Origin of the sequence: Mesorhizobium sp. M1B.F.Ca.ET.045.04.1.1 (assembly GCF_003952465.1) — a bacterium.
Taxonomy (GTDB): domain Bacteria; phylum Pseudomonadota; class Alphaproteobacteria; order Rhizobiales; family Rhizobiaceae; genus Mesorhizobium; species Mesorhizobium shonense.
This window is the reverse complement of sequence record NZ_CP034448.1, coordinates 6131259-6151566: the sequence shown is the minus strand read 5'-3', so window position 1 is coordinate 6151566 and position 20308 is coordinate 6131259. Positions and strand designations below refer to the sequence as shown.

Here is a 20308-nt window from a genome sequence, read left to right as displayed (position 1 = left end):
GCTATTTTCGGACCACGCCGCGCAGGCGGCGTTGTTCGGCAGCCTCTTTGATGAGGCCTGCAATCTTGCCGACAAATGCCGGGCTGAAAGAACCGATCGGCTTCGTCGTGACGAGATCATAAGCTTCGTCCATCCGTACGCGATCATATTCGTCGAGGATCAGCCATGACGGAAAATCGAGGCCGCCTCTGCGGCACTCGATTTCACTGATGGCGATATGCGCGCGGGACTGATCGGGCTTTGCGAGGTGAGCGGGAACAGGAAGAGCGCGGCAGGTGTTGTCGGCATTCTGACAACAATACAGACAGGTCGTGCTTTGCGGCCGGATTCTTCTCCGGCGTCGGCCTGACCGCCCATAAATAGCAATATCGAAGCAGATCGCCGGGCTTAAACATCCGGCTTGTCGCCGGTTATGATGGACTCCAACCCTGACATGAGTTCATCGTGGACCTCGTCCGGCGCATCCTCGAGCGTGTAAGCGACGGCATGAGAAGAGCCAACGAGTTGCCGGTATTGCGTGGCCGACAGGATGATCAGCTTCTCCTTGCCGCGTTTTGTGAGCACGACAGGCTCGATCATCGCCGTTTCGAGAATTTCGCCTGACGCGCGGTTCATGTCTGAAAAGGTGAATTGCTTCATCTGTCACCTCATACGTAGTTTACCTATTATACCTATTCTACGTAATTCGGCAATCAGGCCACGTTGGGGTTGGGAATAAATCGTCATTCGCCAGCGTTGTTAAGGTGCTTGGGTACCGGAGCGGGTGGTCCGCTTCGCGCTGGCTGCTTGCGCCGCGCCGGAAAGGCGCGTTCAATCGAATGGAAAACGACCTCGAAACAAGCGGTCATGGACGACAAGAAGGCAGCGATCCTGAGCGAAATACCGCGCTTGCGCCGCTACGCACGCTCGCTGCTGCGCGACCGCGATTCCGCCGACGACCTCGTGCAGGACTGCCTGGAGCGCGCGCTTGTGCGGCTCGACAACTGGCAGACCGGAGAAAGCCCCAGGAGGTGGCTGTTTACGATCATGCATCATCTGTTCATCGACCAGATGCGCAAGGTTAACCGGCGCGGCGAGGCGGCGATGCTGCCCCTCGAAGCCGGCGAAGCCCAATCTGCGCCCGCCGATCAGGTCGAATCCGTCGCCTCGCGCGAGATCATGGATGCGCTGCAGGCGATCAGCCCCGATCGCCGCGCGGCATTGGTCATGGTCGCCATCGAAGGCTTTTCCTACGCCGAGGCCGCCAACATTCTGGGCGTGCCGGCCGGTACGCTGATGTCGCGCATCGCGCGTGGCCGCGAGGAACTGCGCGGTCTGCTCGACGACTCCTCGCGCCGCCGCTCGATAAGGATTGTAGAGCGATGACCCGGCGCGATTTCTCCGAACGCGATATCCACATGGCCCTCGATGGCGAATTGCCGAGCGAGGAGCGCACGGCCTATGACGCCTGGCTCGAAGCCAATCCCGAGATGCGGGCAAAGAGCGCCCGCTATATCGCCGACCGCGCGGCGCTGCGTGCCGCTTTGGCCGGCGTCATGGACGAGCCGGTGCCAGCAAGGCTGAGGCAGGCGGTGCTTGGCGAGGCGCCGGCGAGGGCGCCTGCCTGGCGTTCGCGCTGGTGGCTTTCGGCGGCGGCCGCCGCCGTGCTGATGGTCGGCGGCTTCGGTGGTTACATGGCCGGCATCGGCGGCGGCGGCCGGGAAGGCGGGGCAAACGACCAACTCGCCGAGCAGGCTATCGCCGCCCATGTCATCTACGCCGCCGAGAAGCGACATGCGGTCGAGGTGCCGGCGAGCGACAAGGACCATCTGCAGACCTGGCTCTCCAACCGGGTGGGGCTGAAGCTGGTGGCGCCCGACCTCGCGGCCGAGGGTTTCGAGCTCGTCGGCGGCCGGCTGCTGCCTTCGGGCGAGCACGGCAAGGCCGCGATGCTGCTCTACGAGGACGCCAAGGGCGAGCGCATCTCGCTCTTCGTCACCGCCGAATCGGCCGCGGCAGCCAAGGGCACCTATGCGGCCGAAGCCGACGGACCCGAGGCAGTTTATTGGCTCGACAAAGGCTATGGCTGCGCCGTCGTTGGCTCGCTGCCGCGAGAGCGCCTGTCGGAGGTCGCCAAGAGCGCCTATGGCCAGCTTCTCGCCGGTATTTCGAGTTGAACCGGCTGCGTTTTCCGCAGCCGGCAGCCCTTCCAAACAGCGATCTTGTTCAAACACTTCGTGCTTCCTTGCAGCCGCCGAAAGTGTCACAATTCAGCCCAAATCAAGGAGCGATAGCGGCTTGACGAATACCGGCGCTTCGGCTGGTGTTGCTTTTTGACCGGGGCCTTTTCCGTAAACCCAATCGAGGTTCTCCCAAGCCCGCATGCCTGCCGAGATCCGCAAGGCCCGCGCGTCAGACGTCGATGACCTCGCCGCCATCGAGAAGGCTGTCTTCTCGGGCGACCGGCTTTCCCGCCGCTCCTTTCGTCAGTTCATCGAGCGCGAGACCGCCGAGATGCTGGTGGCCGAGAATGACAGCCATGTCGCCGGCTACGCTGTGGTGCTGTTTCGCAAGGGCAGCGGCGTGGCCCGGCTCTATTCCATCGCCGTCGGTCCCTTCTTCGGCAGCCTCGGCATCGGCCGCCAACTGCTGGCTGCAGCCGAGGAGGCGGCGTATGAGCACGACCGCATGATGCTTCGGCTCGAGGTGCGCGAGGACAATCAGCGCGCCATCCGCATCTACGAGCAGGCCGGCTACCGCAAAATAGGCCGCGAGCCCGACTATTACGAGGACGGCGCCACCGCGCTGCGCTACGAAAAGACGTTGCGCGGCGATGTCCCGACCGCTACCCGGGTGCCGTTCTACCAGCAGACCTGCGAGTTCACCTGCGGCCCCTGCTGCCTGATGATGGCGATGGCCAATTTCGACCGCGGCTTCGTGCCCGATCCGGTCATGGAAATCCGCCTTTGGCGCGAGGCGACTACCGTGTTCATGATGTCGGGGCCGGGCGGCTGCGAGCCTTTCGGCCTGGCGGTCGCCGGCTATGAAAGCGGACTTGCCGCCGAGATCTTCGTGTCCTTCCACGGCGCGCTGTTCCTGCAGTCGGTGCGCAGCGAGGACAAGCGCCGGGTGATGGAGCTCGCCCAGGTCGACTTCCGCCGCCGCGCGGAACTTTACGGCATCCCGGTGAATTACCGTTCGTTCGGCATCGACGACGTTCGTTCGGCCCTTGCCGAGGGTAAATTGGTGCTGGTGCTGATCAGCGGCTTCCTGATGTTCGGCAAGAAGGTGCCGCATTGGGTGCTCGCCATCGGCGACGACGGCGACCATATCCTGATCCATGATCCTTGGGTCGAGGACGAAAGGCAGGAAACGATCCTCGACGCCGCAAACATTCCAGTGCCCTACGGCATCTTCATGAACATGGCGCAGTTCGGCCGCGACGGGTTGCGCGCCGCCATCACTCTGGGAAAACGCTGAAAAAATGACCTGGGTCATCCTTACAGGCAGGCAGAACGACCTCGACCAGGTGGCGACGCCGCACAAGATCATCACCAACCGCGACTATCTCGCGCATCCGGCGCTGTTTCGCGGCCAGCGGCCGAAGGTGATCAACCTGTCGAACAATTACGGCTACCAGAGCCGCGGCTACTACGCCTCGCTGCTCGCCGGCTCCCGCGGCCACAAGGTGATCCCGACCGTCGAGACCATGATCGACCTGTCGGAGCGCAAGCTCTACGAGCACGCGCTGCCGGAGCTCGAGCTGGCGCTCAACAAATGCCGCAAGGATCTCGGCGGCACCTTCCCGTCGAAGGTCGCGGTCTTCTTCGGCATCGGGCCGTCGAAAGTGTGGGACCGCTTCACCAAGCTGCTGTTCGACTGGTTCCGCGCGCCGGCGCTCGAGGTCCACATCAAGGACAGCGCCGAATGGGCCTCGATCCGCAAGATCGGCTTCCTGCCGCTCGCCCGCATGACCGACGAAGAGGAAGCCTCCTTCCTGCAGTGCCTGGAGACCTACACCAACCGCGAATGGCGCGACACCAAGGGCCGCACGCCTGCGCGCTACACTTTCGCGACGCTGGTCGATCCGCATGAGGAACTGCCGCCGTCGGAGATTTCCTCGCTGCGCTACTGGGCGAGGATCGCCGAGAAGATGGGCGTCGAGGTCGAGCCGATCACCAGGAAGGACCTCGCCAAGCTTGCCAATTACGACGCGCTGTTCATCCGCGAGACCACCTCCATCTCCAACCACACCTACCGTTTCGCCCGCCGCGCCCAGCAGGAAGGCATGCCGGTGATCGACGACCCGCTGTCGATGATCCGCTGCACCAACAAGGTCTATCTCAACGAGTTGATGACCTACAACAAGGTGCCGGTGCCGCCGACGGTGATGATTGCCGGCACCTCTGATTTTGAGCTTGCCGCGCAGACGCTGGGCTTCCCGCTGGTGCTGAAGATCCCGGATTCGTCCTTCTCGCGCGGCGTCAAGAAATGCGAGAATTTGGCAGAGCTCACCAAGCTCGCGACCGAGTGGCTGGAGGATTCCGATCTCCTCATCGCGCAGAAATTCATCCCGACCGAATATGACTGGCGCGTCGGCGTACTCGGCGGCCAGCCGTTGTTTGCCGTGCATTACCTGATGGCGAAGAAGCACTGGCAGATCGTCAACCACAAGGCCAACGGCAAGCCAGACCAGGGCGGGATAAAAACCTTCACGCTGAAGGCGACGCCGCCGCATGTCGTTGAAACCGCGGTCAAGGCGGCAAGCTGCATCGGCGACGGGCTCTACGGCGTCGACCTAAAGGAGACCAAGGACGGCGTCTTCGTCATCGAGGTCAACGACAACCCCAATCTCGACCATGGCTGGGAGGATTCCGGCGAGAAGGACGAGCTCTGGGTGCGCCTCACGCAGTGGTTCCTGGAGCGACTGGAGCGGCCGGGGCGTTAGAGCAATTCCAGGAAAAGTGCGTAGCGGTTTTCCGTCCGGAATTGCGTGAAACAAAGAGATGGAGCGGTTCGGCGTTTCCACGAAACGGTGAACCGCTCCAGCATCCATTGGGGGACAAAGATGCTGTTTTTCGTGATCGAGGATTTTAGAGGTTGCGACCGCAAGGAAATCTACCGCCGCTTCCGCGACAAAGGCCGGCTGAAGCCCGACGAGCTTGTCGTGCACCACAGCTGGATCGCCGGCGACATGAGCAGCTGCTTTCTCCTGGTGGAAGCCGATGACGTCACGCTCTTGCAGCGCTGGGTCGTCGAATGGGCGGATCTGGTGGAGTTCGAGATCGTTCCCGTGGCCAGCAGCAAGGACATGGTGGCGGCGTTGGCCGGGCAGCTTTGACTAGGCGATCAGCGCCGGAGATCTGACCGCACGCACGCATTCCGCAATCAGCCATTCGCGGAACGCCCCCACCACGTCGCGCCTCGCGCTGCGTTCGGGGATAGTCAGGCAATAAGGCTGGCGCAATTCCAGCGCGCGGGCGACGGGCCGGAGCAGCCGGCTGTCTTCCAGCGCCTGGGCACAGTAGATCCCTTGCACCAGCGCTACGCCCAGCCCCGATATGGCAAGGTCGAGTGCTGCCCGCGACGAGTTGGCGGAGAGGCCGCGCCGTGCCGCCCGCCCTGGCTCGATGCCCGCCGCCTCGAACCAGTCGCGCCAGGATGGAAAGGAGGCGCCGGTCGGTCCCCAGTCGGTGTGGATCAGCGGCAGGCCGGCGAGGTTTTCGGACCTGATTGCGCCGGCAAGGCTCGGCGTGCAGACGGGATAGACGGCGTCCCGGACGATCTCCTCGGTCGGGTGCTCGCGATAGTGCGGGCCGTAGGAGAGCCGGATGTCGATCAGCTCATGCTCGAACGGCACCGGATCGTCGTCGCCTGTCAGCGAAATATCCGCGGCGCCGTGGCTTGCGACAAAGCCGGCAAGGCGCTCGGAGAGCCAGCCCATCGCCATCGACGGCGGCACCGAGATGACGAGTCTGGGCCGGAACGCATCGCCGCCGCGCGCGACGCTGCCGATTTCCTGGAAGGCCATGGTGAGCCTGGGCAGTATCTCGACGCCGGCCTCGGTGAGCACGACGCGCCGGTTGATCCGGTGGAACAGCTTGCGGCCCAACTGCTCCTCGACGGTACGGATGAGCTGGCTGACGGCTGCCGCCGAAACCGACAGCTCTTCCGCGGCCGCGGCGAAGCTGCCGGTGCGAGCCGCAGCCTCGAAGGCCTGAAGTCCCCGCAGCGATGGAAGTGCGACCATGGCAACCAGAAAGATAAGTTCAGCTTATCTATTTTGCAGAATTCCTCGTTTTTCGAAAGGTTTCTTTCTGCGGTAGGGTAGTTTCATGAATGCAATCGGCCGCACCGAACCCGTCGACCATCGCGATGTCATCGCCTCGCTGAGCAATGAGGAGCGCAGCCGGCTGACCGGCAAGTCGGATTGGCCGGGCCTCCTCCAGTTCGCCCTCCATCTCGGCGCCATAGTCGTTCTCGGCGCGCTGATCGCGGCCAAGGTGCCGTTCTGGCCGCTGCTGATGCTGCCGCAGGGCATATTGATCGTGTTCCTGTTCACCCTGCTGCATGAAACGGTGCACAGGACGGCGTTCGAGAGGCAGTGGCTGAACGATGCCGTCGCGCGGCTGTGCAGCCTGGCGATCGCGCTGCCCGCCGACTGGTTCCGCTATTTTCATTTCGCCCATCATCGCTTCACCCAGGATCCGGAGAACGATCCGGAACTGGCCTCCCCGAAGCCGGAGACCTTGCGGCAATACATCGTCCATGTCTCGGGCCTGCCGGTGTGGTGGGGCCACTTCAAAACGCTCTGCACCAATGCCAGCGGCCGCTGCCGCGACGGCTATGTGCCGCCGAAGGGTTTTCCGAAGGTGCAGGCCGAGGCGCGGGCAATGATCGCCTTCTATGTCGTGGTCCTGGCGCTTGCCGTCTGGTTCAAGGCAAGCGTGCTGCTTTATGTCTGGATCGTGCCGGCGCTGCTCGGGCAGCCCTTCCTCAGGCTCTACCTGCTGGCCGAGCATGGCCGCTGCCCCTTCGTCGCCAACATGCTCGAAAACAGCAGGACGACGCTCACCAACTGGCTGGTGCGCAAGCTCGCCTGGAACATGCCTTACCATGCCGAGCACCACGCCTACCCGGGCGTGCCGTTCCATCAGCTGCCGGCATTCCATCGGCTGATCGAGCGGCATCTCAAGATCGTCGAGCCCGGCTATGTGAGCTTCCACGAGAAATACATCGAGACGCTTCGCTGACCGCCGGCAGAAGCGTTCGGCATCAGCCGGATTGGCGCAGCTTTTCCCGCGAGCGTAGCAGCCGGCTCATCTCGGATGCCTTGGCCGGTACGCCGATCAGAAAACCTTGCGCCTCGCCACAGCCGGCCTTGCGCAGCATGTCGAGCTGCGCTTCGGTCTCGACGCCTTCGGCGGTGACGGTGATGCCGAGCTCTGTCCCAAGCCCGATCACCGTGCGCACGATCGCCGCCGTGTCGCGCTTGTCGAGGTCGTGGATGAAGGAGCGGTCGATCTTGATCTTGTCGACCGGGAAGCGCCGCAGATAGCCGAGCGAGGAATAGCCGGTGCCGAAATCGTCGAGCGCGATGCGGACGCCGAGCCCGCGCAGCTGGCGGAGCGTCTTCAGCACTTTATCGCTCTCGTCCATCATCACCGTTTCGGTGATTTCGAGCTCGAGCCGGCTGGCCGGCAGGCCGGAAAAGGCGAGCGCCGAGATCACGCTGCGGGCAAAGCCGCCGCTCTTGATCTGGGCTGCCGAGACATTGACCGCCATGCGCACGTCCCGCGGCCAGCCCGCCGCCGCGCTGCAGGCCTTGCGCAGCGCCCAGTCGCCGAGCTGGACGATCAGCCCGGTCTCCTCGGCCGCCGCGATGAAGTCTTGCGGCGACACCAGCCCGCGCGACGGCGAGCGCCAGCGCATCAGAGCTTCGGCACCGACGATGTCGCCGGAGGCGATGTCGAGGATCGGCTGGAAATCCAGCTCGAATTCGCGTTTGGAGAGTGCCGCCTCGAGATCGGCTTCGAGCGCCAGGCGCTCCCGCACCATGGCGTCCATGCCGGGCTCGAAGAAGCGGTAGATATTGCGTCCCTCGCTCTTGCCCCGGTAAAGCGCCATGTCGGCGTTGGTCAAAAGCGTGTCGGCGTCCTGCCCGTCGCCGGGGTAGAGCGCGATGCCTAGGCTGACCCCGACATGCATCTCGCGGCCCTTGTCGCGATAAGGCTTGCCGATCACCTCGACGATGCGTTTGGCAAGCTTTTCGGCATCGGCCGCGCCCCTGACGTTGGACTGGATGATGGCGAATTCGTCGCCGCCGAAACGCGCCACCACGTCCTTCTCGCTGCGCAGGCAGCGCTGCAGGCGCTCGGCCACGCATTTCAGCAGCCAGTCGCCTGCCGGATGCCCGAAGGTGTCGTTGACCGCCTTGAAGCGGTCGAGGTCGAGCGAGAAGATCGCCAGAGGCGCGACCTTGGGCTCGCTTAGCGCCTGGTCGAGCCGTTCGCGGAACATCGAGCGGTTGGGCAGGTTGGTCAGCGTGTCGTGGTGCGCAAGATGCGTCATGCGCTCTTCGGTGCGGCGCCGCTCGGTGACATCGTCGAAGGTAACCACCCAGCCGCCGCTCATTGGCTGGCGGACAACCAGAAACGTTCTGCCGTCGGCAAGATAGCGGTAAGCCGACTGCATCTTGCCCGCCCGAAGGGCGGCTTCGGTCTTGGCGACCTCGCTGTCGACGTCGATCTTGGTGTAGATGCCGAGCTCCAGCAATCGTTCCAGCGCGTCGCGGTGCGTCGTTCCGAACGGGAAATCGGCCGCGGCGACCTTGTACAGCTCCAGGAAACGCTGATTGCGCACGATCATCTTGCCGTCGGCATCGTACATCAGCAGCCCTTGCGACATGTTGCCGAGCGCTGCGTCGAAGCGGCGGTGCTGCTCCTTCAGCTCCTCTTCGGCGCGCCGCTGCTCGGTGACGTCCTCATAGATCGACACCCAGCCGCCGGAAGCCAGCGGCCGGTGCGAGATAACGATGATGCGTCCATCCGCCAGCGTCTCCTCATAGGTCGAGGGCTTGGCGCCGTCGATATAGGGCTTGCGGACGGCGTAGAGTTCCGCAGCACTTTGCGAGGCGATGCCGATATCGACGCTGTGCTGCAGGATATCGAAGAAGCGGATGCCGGGCTTCATCACCTTGGCGTCGAGGCGGAAGAGGTCGATGTAGTTTCGGTTGCAGATGATCATCCGCTCTTCGGCATCGAACATGCACAGGCCATGCGACATGTTCTCGACGGCGGCCGAAAAGCGCTCGTTCTGCGCGCGGAGTTCCTCAGCTATTCGTCGAGCCGGGCCAATACCGGTTGCTTTCCGCTTGCCTGCGGCCGAACCAGCCTTGACATGAGCGAGGGGCATGAGCGCGCCTGCTGACCGTGACTGAACACGTTACTGTCGCGGCCGCCGGTTAATTTAGCGTTCTTTCACACCGTTGAATTAGCGGCAAGAAAAGCCTGCCGTTTGGACTCAAGCGCCGCGAAACGCTTCAGAAATGCCGCCTGCGCCCAGGTCACCGAGCGCGGCGTGAAGTCGAAGCGGTCGGCGGAAAAGCCGCGCGGGCGGCCGAAATACTCGGTCGCTTCCGCCGTCGAGAAGCCGGCAAGCATTGTGGCCTCGTAATAGGCGGCGATCTGATCGGCGCGCTTGATGTCCTTGCGCAAGGCGGCGCCGAGCTCGGCCGGCAGCGAGAAGCGCAGATGGATGGCGCGCTGCAGGCGCAGCTCGCAATCCTTGTAGGAGCCGCCCATCACCGACTTGAATGGCGAGATCATGTCGCCGATGACATATTCGGGCGCATCGTGCAGCAGCGCCGTCAGCCGCGCCTCGGCTGAAGCCGCCGGCACCAGCTCGCCATACAGCGCCTCGACCAGCAGCGAATGCTGCGCCACCGAAAAGGCATGCTCGCCGCTGGTCTGGCCGTTCCAGCGGGCGACGCGGGCGAGACCGTGCGCGATATCGGCAATCTCGATATCGAGCGGCGAGGGGTCGAGCAGGTCGAGCCGCCGGCCCGATAGCATGCGTTGCCAGGCGCGCGGCGGCGCCCCGGCGCGGTCGGCCGCCATCAGGCCTCCTCCGCGCTGACTGTGTCCCGCGGAAGGGTGAATTTTGCCCATGCTGGGATGGCAAGGATGATTGCTGTCTCGCCGGCCATGATCGCATCGCAGGCATCGAGCGCCGCCTTGACGCGGTCGATGCGCGCTATGGCGAGGCCGCGTCCGCCGCTTACCGAACCCAGTATGCCGACCGGCCGGCCATTGACAGTCACCTCCGTGCCGGCCGGGGGCAGCGAGCCGGCGGCAGCGGCGATCAGCACACGGCGTCTCGCGGTGCCGCGGTGCTGCATGCGCGAGACCACTTCCTGTCCAACATAGCAGCCCTTCTTGAACCCGATGCCGCCGGTTTCATCCAGCAGCACGTCATGCGGGAAGGCGTCGCCGAGCTGGTAGTCCGAACCGCTTTCGGCGATGCCGTTGGCGATGCGGAGCGCCTGCCATGCCTCGGCGTCGCCATCGCCCGCCGCGCCGCTGTAGACACGCCTGACCGCCACATCGCGGAAGCGGGCGTCGGTAAGCTTCGTTGAATCAGAAAGTGAGGCGGTTGAATCATCGCCCCACGCGACGGTGACAAGCGTCTGATCCTGCTTGGCAATCTCGGCCTTTGCCCTTAGCCGGTAAAGCATCAGCCGGCGCACGAAATCTTCGGCTATGTCGGCCCGGCATTCCAGCCGGAAGTCGTTTTCGCTGGCGCGCGAGATCAGGAAGTCGAACAGGATCTTGCCTTGCGGCGCAAGCAGCGCGCCAGGCTTCGCTTCGCCGGGGCTGAGCGTGTCGAGATCGGTGGTGAGGATGTTTTGCAAAAAATGCTCGGCATCCGGGCCCGATACGGAAATGAGCGCGCGGTCTTTCAGCAGGGCAAAGGGCATGAGCGGCCTGATCTTGCAAAAATGATGGTCATTACGTAAGCCGGCCACACTCCCCCCGCAAGAGATTGGACTTGCCATGGCAACCACCTTCGACCTCATCCTGACAGGCGGCACGGTGGTCAACCATGACGGCGAGGGCCGGCGCGATGTCGGCGTGAAGGCTGGGCGCATTGTCGCGATCGGCGATTTAGGCCAAGCCTCCGCCGGTGAAACGATCGACTGCCGGGGCCTGCATATTCTGCCCGGCGTCGTCGACAGCCAGGTGCATTTCCGCGAGCCGGGGCTGGAGCACAAGGAAGATCTGGAGACGGGCTCGCGCGCAGCAGTACTCGGCGGCGTCACTGCCGTCTTCGAGATGCCCAACACCAATCCGCTGACGACCAGCGAGGCGGCCCTTGCCGATAAAGTGCGGCGCGCCACCGGTCGCATGCATTGCGATTTCGCCTTCTGGGTCGGCGGCACGCGCGACAACGCCGGCGACGTCGGCGAGCTGGAACGGCTGCCGGGTGCCGCCGGCATCAAGGTGTTCATGGGCTCGTCCACCGGCGACCTGCTGGTCGAGGACGATGAGGGCGTCGCCTCGATCCTGAAGAACACGCGCCGCCGCGCCGCTTTCCATTCGGAGGACGAGTTCCGCCTGCGCGAGCGGCTGGGCCTGCGCGTCGAAGGCGATCCCTCGTCCCATCCCGTCTGGCGCGACGAGATCGCGGCGCTTCGCTGCACGGAGCGCCTGGTGCGCATCGCGAGACAGACACGCGCGCGCATCCATGTGCTGCACATCTCGACGGCCGAGGAGATCGTCTTCCTCGAACAGCACAAGGATGTCGCCACCTGTGAGGCGACGCCGCATCATCTGACGCTGACCGCGGACGACTATGCGCGGCTGGGCACGCTGATCCAGATGAACCCGCCGGTGCGGGCAGCGCGCCACCGCGACGGCGTCTGGCACGGCATTTCTCAAGGCATCGTCGATGTGCTCGGCTCCGACCACGCGCCGCATACGCTGGCCGAGAAGGCGAAACCCTATCCGGCCTCGCCGTCCGGCATGACCGGCGTGCAGACGCTGGTGCCGATCATGCTCGACCATGTCAACGCCGGCCGGCTCACCCTGCAGCGCTTCGTCGATCTCTCCAGCCACGGCCCACAGCGCATCTTCGGCATGGCGCGGAAGGGCCGCATAGCCGCCGGCTACGACGCCGATTTCACCATCGTGGACCTCAAGCGCCGCGAGACCATCACCAACGCGCAAGCGGGCTCCAAGGCGGGTTGGACGCCCTATGACGGCAAGGAGGTCACCGGCTGGCCGGTCGGCACGATCGTGCGTGGTAACCGGGTGATGTGGGAAGGCGAGATCGTCGCACCCGGCCAGGGCAGGGCGGTGGAGTTTGCCGAGGCGCTGGCGGCTTGATGACGCCTGGCGCGAGCCAGGTCTTTGATTCACAAGCGTTTTGAACTATCTTGTGAATGCTATGAACACTGACGCCACGATTGTCCCTGCCGAGTTTCCGCAGCTTCGGGCGCTTGCCTGGAGCAGGGACATTTCACGTCCGATCCCGGCTGAGGAGGCATTTGCGCTGTACGAGCGCAACTGGCGCTTTGTCGATCAAAAGCACCTTACCGTGCGCGAAAAGCAGCTTATACAAGAGCTCGCCAACAAGTTCGGCCACGGGGTCCTTTTGACCACGTAACTCTCTCTTTCTTTCTCATCAGATCAATAGAGCCACCGCGCGCGGACGCCATGCGGGAATTCAAAAAGCCGGAACATCGCATCATTGCTCAGGCTCTTGGGCTGATGGATCATGGATTCCTGATTGCAAATCATTGCTGGTTCGGCGGCGGGACCGCGATTGTGCTGAAGCTCGGCGAGTACCGGCGGTCATTGGATCTCGATTTTCTGTGCGCCGATGCCGATGGCTATCGCGAACTGAGGACGGCAGCCGTGGAACGGGGTGTGAGGGCATTCTTTCCCGAACCCGTCGAGGCAGTTCGGGATTTCCAGGTTGATCAATATGGTCTCAGAACTGTGGTGCGTTTGGATGATCTGCCGATCCGGTTCGAGGTCGTTCGCGAAGGGCGCATCTCTCTGCAGGGCCATTTGGATACCGATCTGGACGTACCTGCTCTGATCCTGGCCGATATGTTTGCCGAGAAATTGCTGGCGAATGCCGATCGATCTCAGGACCGCGCCGTGGCCTACCGCGATGCTTTGGATATTGGCATGCTAACACAGGCTGGTGGTGAAATCCCGTTCGCCGCAGTTGAAAAGACAGAAGCTGTCTATGGCCGGGATATCCGCAACAAGGCGACGTGGGTTTTGAACAGGCTGCGGAATGAAGACGAACTGCGCTACGCAGCCGATACTCTACAAATGAACGTCGACGAGGCGCGCGACGCACTCGCGGCTTTTCGACAAGAAGCGCTCCGCGTTTGGCCGGATGCGGGGATCAGCAAGGATTAAACCTCAATCCCCCGCGACGAAGAACAGCCACTGGCCGGTGGGCGTGATGCCGACGCGGTAGAAGATGTAGGCGCCGAACTGCTTCATGTCGTCGTAGTCGCTTGCGGTGACGAGCTTGAACAGCTCGACGCGCTGCCTCGGATCGAGCTTGTCGAGCGGCAGCGCGAAGAAATACGGCCAGACATAAAGTTCCTGGGGCGTGCCGGTGTCGACGTGGACATAGCCGGCGCTGAGCACCTCTTCCAGAATGGCGAGGATCTCCTGGCCGTCGCCGTCGCCGGACAGCCCCTTGAGGAAGGTGATCGGATCGCCGTCGATGTCGCCGAGCGAAAGCTGCGTCATGGAATCGCCTGAGCCGATCAGCGACCGAAGTTTTTCGATGTCGCCGGTCTTGCAGGCATCGATGATCAGGCCGTGCATGCGCTTGACCGGTTCGGGAAGCTTGTCGAGGTCGTAGACGACAGCGGGAGGCGGCGCGTCCGGATCGGCGCGCGGGCTGGTGATGCCGCCGCTGCCGGAAGGCGTTTCAGGTTCGCTCTTGTCCGTGTCGGCCGGCTGACCGTTGTCGGAGGGTTTGGTGCCGGGTGGGTCCGGCATCGGCACAGTGGTCCCCGGCGCGGTGTTGTCATTATTGGCAGGCGGCGTGACTGGCGAGGGCAAATCCTGGCGTTGGATCTCACTCAGCGCATAGGAAGGCGTGCTGGCGAGGCATAGCGGAAACGCCAGGCAGGACGCGGCGATCCACATGCCGATGGTCCAGGCGCGCGACCAGCCTGCCAATGAAAATCTCACCCCTTGCCTCTCCATGGTTCCCGGGCTCGCTCGGTCCGGACAGCGTTTGAGCTGTTAAGGCACCAGCGCATGATGCCCAAATGGCGCGTCGCCGTCAAAGTCGCTGTCAGAAGCTGGCGGGCGACGGCGTGTTGAGATTCAGGTCAAGCCGAGTCGGAGTCGAAGACGGGCGCGAAGCGACCAAACTGGGCGGGTTCCGAGAACCGGCCTACGCCGGCCGTAGCCTTCATAGGGCGGAGACATTTGTGAGGGCTTCGACCGGCGAAGGCCGGAAGCGCAGGAAACCGCCATTTGCAGGCCGGCATCACCTGAATCTCAACACGCCTTAGTGCTTGAGCCGCTCCGGCTCGAAAGCGCCGGAGATCACCTTCTCGCGCATGCGGTCGAGGAGGGCCAGCGCGGACGTCTCGCCATTGGCGCGCAGCATCTCGCCAAACGCGGTTTCGAGGGCCGCTTCGGCGATGATTTCGGGCTCGATGCCGGCCGACAAGCCTTCAGCCCACGCCTCGCTGTGGCTTTCCACGGCGGTCAGGCGCTTTTCTTCTCTGACCAACGCGTCGATGTCGCTGACACCATGTTCCATTGCGATGTCCACCTTTTTCAAGCGACGGTCCGGCAAGGGACCAAGCTTGACCTGCCAGTTCATCCGCAACCTCGGATAAGTATTTGTAAATACGACATTTTTGCGGTCGCAATCTACATTTCGAGCAAGGCTGCGCTCAATCCAGGCCGACCTTAGCCGATTAGGCCGGCTTGCGGCATCAAAACCTTCAGTTTGAGTTAATTCCGCAATTGCGCGCTAACGTTTCATTAACATAGTTGCACAAGTGCCACACATGATTGCACCAAGGCGCGGCCTGACACAATAAGCCATGTCACATTGGGACCGACTATTGTGGAACATGTGCATAAACCGGTAGTCGCGACAGGCTTGTCCCTCAATTCCCGTAGCGGGAAGCGATGTCGCGCGAGAGCGTCTCGCCTTCCTTCATGTAGCGGGCAATGGCCTCGGCGGCCGAGGGCGTGCATTGGGTATAGGTGCCGCTGAAGGAGCGGTAGCCGCGGTTGAAGGAGGCGATGAAGCGGGCGCGCCGGTCGGGATCGGGATTCTCAGACTCGAGCAGCTTTTCCATCTCGACCCGCCATTGGTCGCCTTTCTCTCCGCAGAGGTTGCGCAGGAAATGCAGCGAGCCCAGCACCTCGGCGAGCCGCATCAGCCCATGTTCGAACGGCGCCTCGGCCGCGAGTGTCGGCCGCGCCGTCACGGCCATGCTGACGGCGAGGCACGCGGCGAGGAGGGGTGAGGCGCGGGTCATGGACTTATGTGACCAAACAATTCACCGCCCGCAAGCCGATTTTGGAAGACTGTTGGCATTGGCTGTCGAACGAATGCGCTTCCCTCGTTGGCGTCCGACCTGTCGAGGTTCGCGCCGCCCCTCATTGCCGGCCCTTTCTCGCCGTATAGTGACGGGGAGAAAGGGCTGACCGCAGCGCTGGCTCCCTTCTTGCAACGCCAGCGATTGGCGAAAGCGGCGATGAGAGCGTCCCTCTCCCCGTCACTATACGGCGAGAGGATGCCGGCGGGCAGGTGAGGGGCAAACGCCTGGAAGTCATGGCGTTGCGCTGTCCAAGCTACTTATGCGAATCGCCAAGCAACTCTCTTGCGACCTCGAACACCTCATCCGCCAGCGGCATCTCCGCCATTTCCGCCAGCGTGTAGAAGGCCGCCGTCTCCGCATCGTCGCTCGCCACCGGCTCGCCGCCAACATAAGCCGCGCCGAACACCGTCAACAGATAGTCGACGGCATGGTTCTCTGCACGGCCGTCGATATGGATGTCGCGCAGCGGCTGGTAATCCCCGGCCTCGAGCCCGGTTTCCTCTTTGAGCTCGCGCGCGGCGGCCTGCGCCAGCGTCTCGCCCGGTTCGACCTTGCCGCCGGGATAGGCGTAGAGCCCTTGCGAGGGCGGCCGCGCGCGCTTGACCAGCAGCATCGTCATGCCGCGTACGACGGCGACGGAGACGGCGGGGATTATCTTGCGTGGTTCCATGCGTTTCTGCAGCCTGTTGTGGACCGATTGGCCGGATCCAGCTTTAGCGGTTGCGGCGTGGCTGTTCCATCGCCACTTTCGCGAGAAATCAAATCGACGAGCCGAGTTCATGTGCGGACGTTTTGCCTTGACCGCCACGCCGGGCCAGACCGCCGCCTTTCTCGGCGTGGCGGAGCTGGAGCAGTTTCCGGCCCGCTACAACATCGCCCCGACGCAGCCCGTGCTGATGGCGCTCGCCGGTCCGCCGCGAGCACCCGGCTCCAACCTGCCGAACCGCCAGGCGATGCTGGTGCGCTGGGGCCTGATCCCGGCCTGGGTCAAGGACACGAAGGAATTTCCGCTGCTCTTCAACGCCCGCTCGGAAGGCGTGCTGGAAAAGGCCTCGTTCAAGACCGCCATGCGCCATCGCCGCGCTCTCGTGCCGGCCTCCGGCTTCTATGAATGGCAGCAGTCGGGCGCCGCCAAGGGCCAGCCCTACTGGATCCGGCCGAAGCGCGGCGGCGTGGTCGCCTTCGCCGCCCTGGTCGAGACCTATGCCGAACCAGGCGGCTCCGAGATGGATACCGGCGCGATCCTGACGACGCGCGCCAATGCCGGCATCGCCCATATCCACGACCGCATGCCGGCGGTGATCGAGGAGCGCGACTTCGCCCGCTGGCTGGATTGCCGCACCCAGGAGCCGCGCGACGTGCTCGATCTGCTCAAGCCCGCCGGACCAGATTTCTTCGAGGCAATTCCGGTTTCCGACCTTGTCAACAAGGTCGCCAACACCGGGCCGGAGATTCAGGAGCGGGGCATCGTCTGGCCTCAGCCCGAAAAGGTCAGGCGCCAGAAGCCTGGCGCGGATGAAAATCAGATGACCCTATTTTGACGCAGGCTAGCGAACGAAGGCGGCTAGCGGAGGCCTTCATCTCCAGGGCGCGCATTTGCATCGCCCTCATCGCCGGCGCCCCATCCTTGGGAGACAGCGCCGGTCGTGCCTTTTCAGGCGGCGCGCGGCGAAACGATCTTCTGTGCCGGCTTCTTCTTCTTGGCGGTGTGAAGAAGGGCTGCGACGATGGCCGCCGGGCCGATCGCGCGGTAGTGCTTGGTGAGCGGCTGTTGCGGCGGTCGGCTCTGTTCCTGCTTGCTTCGTGGCATTGTTCTCTTCCCTGGTATGCTTTCGTGTCGGCGTTTGATAGTCGATTCGGACCAAATCGTGACGTTTGGCGGTCTAGCCCGAGAATGTTTCATCACTGTGCCGACATGTTTAATAAAATGTTTCGGCCCGTCTTTACCTGTGATCCAACGACGTCTTTCTCAGCTGCAGCGACTTGACGGCAACACCGGCGGGCGCGATAAAGCCGCCCATGAAAACGTCTTTCGCCATTTGTGGCATTTGCATTATTGACTAGCCTCGCGCTGGTCCGGACGTTTTCGCCTCATCTTTCCCTAGATTGGACAAACGCCCCGGCCAGCAGGCTGGAGCCCGATTTGCGCCTTGGCGCAGGCCTGGTTCCAGCCGGAGCATGACCCCGAAAAGTGGAAGCCGGTTTTCGGATAAGGTCATGCTCAAACAATGAACCAAAGGACCGGGACCGCATGTCTGACGCATCGAAGGGCCTCAGCCTCTACAACACGCTAACGCGGGTGAAGGAGCGTTTCGTTCCGATCGATCCGAAAAACGTGCGCATGTATGTCTGCGGCCCGACCGTTTATGACTTTGCCCATATCGGCAATGCCAGGCCGGCGATCGTCTTCGACGTGCTGTTTCGTCTTTTGCGCCAACTCTACGGCGAAAATCACGTCACATATGTGCGCAACATCACGGATGTCGACGACAAGATCAACGCCCGCGCGCTCCGGGATTTCGGCCGCGAGATTGCGGCGGGGAAGTTGTCGCTGAACGACGCCATCCGTAAGGTCACAGAAAAGACCGCCGATCAGTACCACAAGGATGTCGCGGCGCTCGGCTGCCTGGAGCCTACTTTCGAGCCGCGTGCCACCGAGTTCGTCGCGCCCCGCGCGGACGGCAAGGCCGACATGCTGTCGCTGATCGCGCAACTGATCGAGCGCGGCCATGCTTATGTCGCCGGCGGCGAGGTGCTGTTCGACACCGCCTCGATGCCGGATTACGGCGAGCTGTCGAAGCGCAATCTCGACGAGCAGCAGGCGGGTGCCCGCATCGCCGTCGATGCCCACAAGAAGAACCCCGGCGATTTCGTGCTGTGGAAACTGTCGACACCGGAAGAGCCGGGCTGGGAAAGCCCATGGGGCAGGGGCCGGCCCGGCTGGCACATCGAATGCTCTGCGATGTCTGCCGCCTATCTCGGCGAGGTCTTCGACATCCATGGCGGCGGCCTCGACCTGATCTTCCCGCACCACGAGAACGAGATCGCCCAGTCGCGCTGCGCCCATGGCACCAAGGTCATGGCCAATGTATGGATGCACAACGGCTTCCTGCAGGTCGAAGGGCAGAAGATGTCGAAGAGCCTCGGCAACTTCTATTCGATCCACGAACTGCTGGAGACCGAGACTTTCGGCGGCCGCACATGGCCAGGCGAGGTGCTGCGGCTGGCGATGCTGATGACGCATTACCGCGAGCCGATCGACTTTTCCGTGCGCAAGCTGGAAGAGGCGGAAAACACGCTGCGCAAATGGAAACGCGCCGCGGACCTGGCGCCTGCGGCGGCCAGGGAACTGCCTGCCGATGTGGTTGAAGCATTGTCCGACGACCTCGCGACTTATGCTGCCTTCCAGCGGCTGACGCAGCTTGCCGGAGAGGCTATCGAATTCAGCGGCAGTGGCGAGAACGCCGCCGCCGCTTCTCTCAAAGCGGCGCTCGCCTTCCTCGGCTTCGACGTCGGCGCCGCCAAGGTGGACGAAGCCGCGATTGCCGAGGCGATCGCCAGGCGCCTGAGGTTCATTGCCGACAAGAATTGGGCCGAAGCCGACCGCATCCGCGAGGAGCTCCTGGCGCAAGGCGTGCAACTGAAAGACGGCAAGGATCCAGTTACCGGCGAACGCGTGACGACCTGGGAGATCAGGCGGTGACGGTGGATGCTCCCGACGTAAAATTGGAGAGGATGGCGCGAGGCGCCCCCCTCTGTCCTGCCGGAAATCTCCCCCTCAAGGGGGGAGATTGGACGTCACTTCGGCTTTCGCTTATCGCCGACGTTGACGATTGGGCGCCGTCGGCGAAACCGCTAATCTCCCCCCTTGAGGGGGAGATGCCCGGCAGGGCAGAGAGGGGGGCCTCGCGATGACCCATCATCGGGTATCTCCGCTCAATCGCGGCAATGCGCGCAAGATGCGCAAGGCAATGACAGATGCCGAACTAAAACTCTGGAACGAAGTTCGCGCGCATAGGCTGATGGGCCTTTCCTTTCGGCGACAGATGCCTATCGCAGGCTACATCGTTGACTTTGCTTGTCCGATCAAAAAACTGATCGTTGAGATTGATGGTTCTCAGCACGCGCGTGCTGAAGCTTCGGCATCCGATGCTGCACGAACCGCGAAGCTCGAAGCGCTCGGCTGGACCATCCTGCGCTTCTGGAACGACGACGTGATCCGCGATATCGACAATGTCTGCCAGCACATCGTCATCGCGGCCGGCTTGGCCGGCGCCGACGTGCCCGCGCCAGCAACGGAGGAGGAGCTCGTTCCATGATCGACCATCTCGGCATCAGCGTTTCCGATTTCGAAAAGTCCAAGGCCTTCTACGACAAGGCGATGGCGCCGCTGGGCGCTTCGCTGCTCTACATGGTGCCCAAGGAATATACAGGCGGCGCCAAGGTCGGCGGCTATGGCCGCGACCGGCCGGTGTTCTGGGTGAGCGCAGGCAGGGAGAAGCCGAAGGACCACCAGCATGTCGCCTTCACCGCGCGCAGCCGCGCCGAGGTCGACGCCTTCCATGCCGCGGCGCTTGCCGCCGGCGGCAAGGACAATGGCGGGCCCGGCCTACGCCCGCACTATCACCCGAACTACTACGGCGCCTTCGTCTTCGATCCCGACGGCAACAATGTCGAGGCGGTCTGCCATGACCCGGAGTGAGCCCATGACTTGGAGGGAGC

24 protein-coding genes are annotated in these 20308 nt (G+C 63.3%); 13 read left to right on the top strand and 11 right to left on the bottom strand.

What is annotated here, in order from left to right:
* Position 1 precedes the first annotated feature (1 nt).
* Together EJ071_RS40135 and EJ071_RS30720 are read right to left on the bottom strand one after the other, a co-directional pair.
* A complete protein-coding gene (locus tag EJ071_RS40135; protein WP_281058883.1) occupies positions 2-133 on the bottom strand; it encodes a hypothetical protein in 132 nt (43 codons plus the stop codon).
* Positions 134-387: 254 nt separating this feature from the next.
* Positions 388-639: a type II toxin-antitoxin system Phd/YefM family antitoxin gene (locus tag EJ071_RS30720; RefSeq protein ID WP_126101203.1), complete on the bottom strand. Its 252-nt coding sequence runs from the start codon at positions 637-639 to the stop codon at positions 388-390.
* 207 nt (positions 640-846) lie between these two features.
* Between EJ071_RS30720 and EJ071_RS30715 the strand changes: the two genes are divergently transcribed.
* The 5 genes from EJ071_RS30715 to EJ071_RS30695 all read left to right on the top strand — a co-directional run bounded on the left by EJ071_RS30715 (position 847) and on the right by EJ071_RS30695 (position 5320).
* Positions 847-1365, top strand: coding sequence for an RNA polymerase sigma factor (locus EJ071_RS30715; RefSeq protein WP_126101202.1), 519 nt, complete (start codon positions 847-849; stop codon positions 1363-1365).
* Entirely contained in the window at positions 1362-2156 is a 795-nt protein-coding gene (locus tag EJ071_RS30710; protein WP_126101201.1) for an anti-sigma factor, read from the top strand. Before EJ071_RS30715 ends, EJ071_RS30710 begins: the two co-directional genes overlap by 4 nt.
* Before the next feature lie 205 nt (positions 2157-2361).
* Positions 2362-3459 (top strand): peptidase C39 family protein, encoded by a 1098-nt coding sequence (locus EJ071_RS30705; RefSeq protein WP_126101200.1) that lies wholly within the window; start codon positions 2362-2364, stop codon positions 3457-3459.
* Positions 3460-3463: 4 nt separating this feature from the next.
* Positions 3464-4927 (top strand): RimK family protein, encoded by a 1464-nt coding sequence (locus EJ071_RS30700; protein WP_059189113.1) that lies wholly within the window; start codon positions 3464-3466, stop codon positions 4925-4927.
* Positions 4928-5047: 120 nt separating this feature from the next.
* A complete protein-coding gene (locus tag EJ071_RS30695; protein ID WP_126101199.1) occupies positions 5048-5320 on the top strand; it encodes a DUF3303 family protein in 273 nt (90 codons plus the stop codon).
* Here the strand turns inward: EJ071_RS30695 and EJ071_RS30690 are convergent, their stop codons facing one another.
* On the bottom strand, positions 5321-6229 hold the full coding sequence (locus EJ071_RS30690; protein WP_126101198.1) for a LysR substrate-binding domain-containing protein: 909 nt from the start codon (positions 6227-6229) through the stop codon (positions 5321-5323). It lies immediately after the preceding gene.
* Positions 6230-6314: 85 nt separating this feature from the next.
* Between EJ071_RS30690 and EJ071_RS30685 the strand changes: the two genes are divergently transcribed.
* Complete coding sequence (locus EJ071_RS30685; RefSeq protein WP_126101197.1) at positions 6315-7232, top strand: fatty acid desaturase family protein; 918 nt, start codon at positions 6315-6317, stop codon at positions 7230-7232.
* A gap of 22 nt (positions 7233-7254) precedes the next feature.
* Here EJ071_RS30685 and EJ071_RS30680 read toward each other — a convergent pair whose 3' ends face one another.
* From EJ071_RS30680 to EJ071_RS30670, 3 genes are all read right to left on the bottom strand, one after another.
* Entirely contained in the window at positions 7255-9393 is a 2139-nt protein-coding gene (locus EJ071_RS30680; RefSeq protein ID WP_126101196.1) for an EAL domain-containing protein, read from the bottom strand.
* 65 nt (positions 9394-9458) lie between these two features.
* Positions 9459-10097, bottom strand: a complete 639-nt coding sequence (locus EJ071_RS30675; protein WP_126101195.1) for an HD family hydrolase — start codon at positions 10095-10097, stop codon at positions 9459-9461.
* Positions 10097-10957, bottom strand: a complete 861-nt coding sequence (locus EJ071_RS30670; protein WP_126101194.1) for a folate-binding protein YgfZ — start codon at positions 10955-10957, stop codon at positions 10097-10099. Before EJ071_RS30670 ends, EJ071_RS30675 begins: the two co-directional genes overlap by 1 nt.
* Before the next feature lie 76 nt (positions 10958-11033).
* Between EJ071_RS30670 and EJ071_RS30665 the strand changes: the two genes are divergently transcribed.
* The 3 genes from EJ071_RS30665 to EJ071_RS30655 all read left to right on the top strand — a co-directional run bounded on the left by EJ071_RS30665 (position 11034) and on the right by EJ071_RS30655 (position 13415).
* The gene (locus tag EJ071_RS30665; RefSeq protein WP_126101193.1) at positions 11034-12365 is read left to right on the top strand and encodes a dihydroorotase; all 1332 of its coding nucleotides are present in this window, start codon (positions 11034-11036) and stop codon (positions 12363-12365) included.
* 61 nt (positions 12366-12426) lie between these two features.
* Positions 12427-12645 (top strand): hypothetical protein, encoded by a 219-nt coding sequence (locus EJ071_RS30660; RefSeq protein ID WP_126101192.1) that lies wholly within the window; start codon positions 12427-12429, stop codon positions 12643-12645.
* A gap of 50 nt (positions 12646-12695) precedes the next feature.
* Complete coding sequence (locus EJ071_RS30655) at positions 12696-13415, top strand: nucleotidyl transferase AbiEii/AbiGii toxin family protein (protein WP_126101191.1); 720 nt, start codon at positions 12696-12698, stop codon at positions 13413-13415.
* Between the two features lie 3 nt (positions 13416-13418).
* On the opposite strand, the gene EJ071_RS30650 is transcribed toward EJ071_RS30655, so the two are convergent.
* From EJ071_RS30650 to EJ071_RS30635, 4 genes are all read right to left on the bottom strand, one after another.
* Positions 13419-14162: a hypothetical protein gene (locus EJ071_RS30650; protein ID WP_126102786.1), complete on the bottom strand. Its 744-nt coding sequence runs from the start codon at positions 14160-14162 to the stop codon at positions 13419-13421.
* A gap of 370 nt (positions 14163-14532) precedes the next feature.
* Positions 14533-14790 (bottom strand): hypothetical protein, encoded by a 258-nt coding sequence (locus tag EJ071_RS30645; RefSeq protein WP_040972051.1) that lies wholly within the window; start codon positions 14788-14790, stop codon positions 14533-14535.
* A gap of 355 nt (positions 14791-15145) precedes the next feature.
* Positions 15146-15523 carry a TIGR02301 family protein gene (locus EJ071_RS30640; RefSeq protein WP_126101190.1) on the bottom strand — a complete coding sequence of 126 codons (378 nt, stop codon included), beginning with the start codon at positions 15521-15523 and terminating at the stop codon, positions 15146-15148.
* Positions 15524-15839: 316 nt separating this feature from the next.
* Complete coding sequence (locus EJ071_RS30635; RefSeq protein ID WP_126101189.1) at positions 15840-16256, bottom strand: NUDIX hydrolase; 417 nt, start codon at positions 16254-16256, stop codon at positions 15840-15842.
* A gap of 109 nt (positions 16257-16365) precedes the next feature.
* On the opposite strand from EJ071_RS30635, the gene EJ071_RS30630 reads away from it, so the two are divergent.
* Positions 16366-17127: an SOS response-associated peptidase gene (locus EJ071_RS30630; protein WP_126101188.1), complete on the top strand. Its 762-nt coding sequence runs from the start codon at positions 16366-16368 to the stop codon at positions 17125-17127.
* A 113-nt stretch (positions 17128-17240) separates the two neighbouring features.
* On the opposite strand, the gene EJ071_RS30625 is transcribed toward EJ071_RS30630, so the two are convergent.
* On the bottom strand, positions 17241-17396 hold the full coding sequence (locus EJ071_RS30625; protein WP_096874974.1) for a hypothetical protein: 156 nt from the start codon (positions 17394-17396) through the stop codon (positions 17241-17243).
* 441 nt (positions 17397-17837) lie between these two features.
* Here EJ071_RS30625 and cysS point away from each other — a divergent pair, with 441 nt between their 5' ends.
* The 3 genes from cysS to EJ071_RS30605 all read left to right on the top strand — a co-directional run bounded on the left by cysS (position 17838) and on the right by EJ071_RS30605 (position 20288).
* Entirely contained in the window at positions 17838-19289 is a 1452-nt protein-coding gene (cysS, locus tag EJ071_RS30620; protein ID WP_126101187.1) for a cysteine--tRNA ligase, read from the top strand.
* Between the two features lie 208 nt (positions 19290-19497).
* Positions 19498-19905 carry an endonuclease domain-containing protein gene (locus tag EJ071_RS30610; protein WP_126101186.1) on the top strand — a complete coding sequence of 136 codons (408 nt, stop codon included), beginning with the start codon at positions 19498-19500 and terminating at the stop codon, positions 19903-19905.
* Positions 19902-20288: a VOC family protein gene (locus EJ071_RS30605; RefSeq protein ID WP_126101185.1), complete on the top strand. Its 387-nt coding sequence runs from the start codon at positions 19902-19904 to the stop codon at positions 20286-20288. Before EJ071_RS30610 ends, EJ071_RS30605 begins: the two co-directional genes overlap by 4 nt.
* Positions 20289-20308 lie beyond the last annotated feature (20 nt).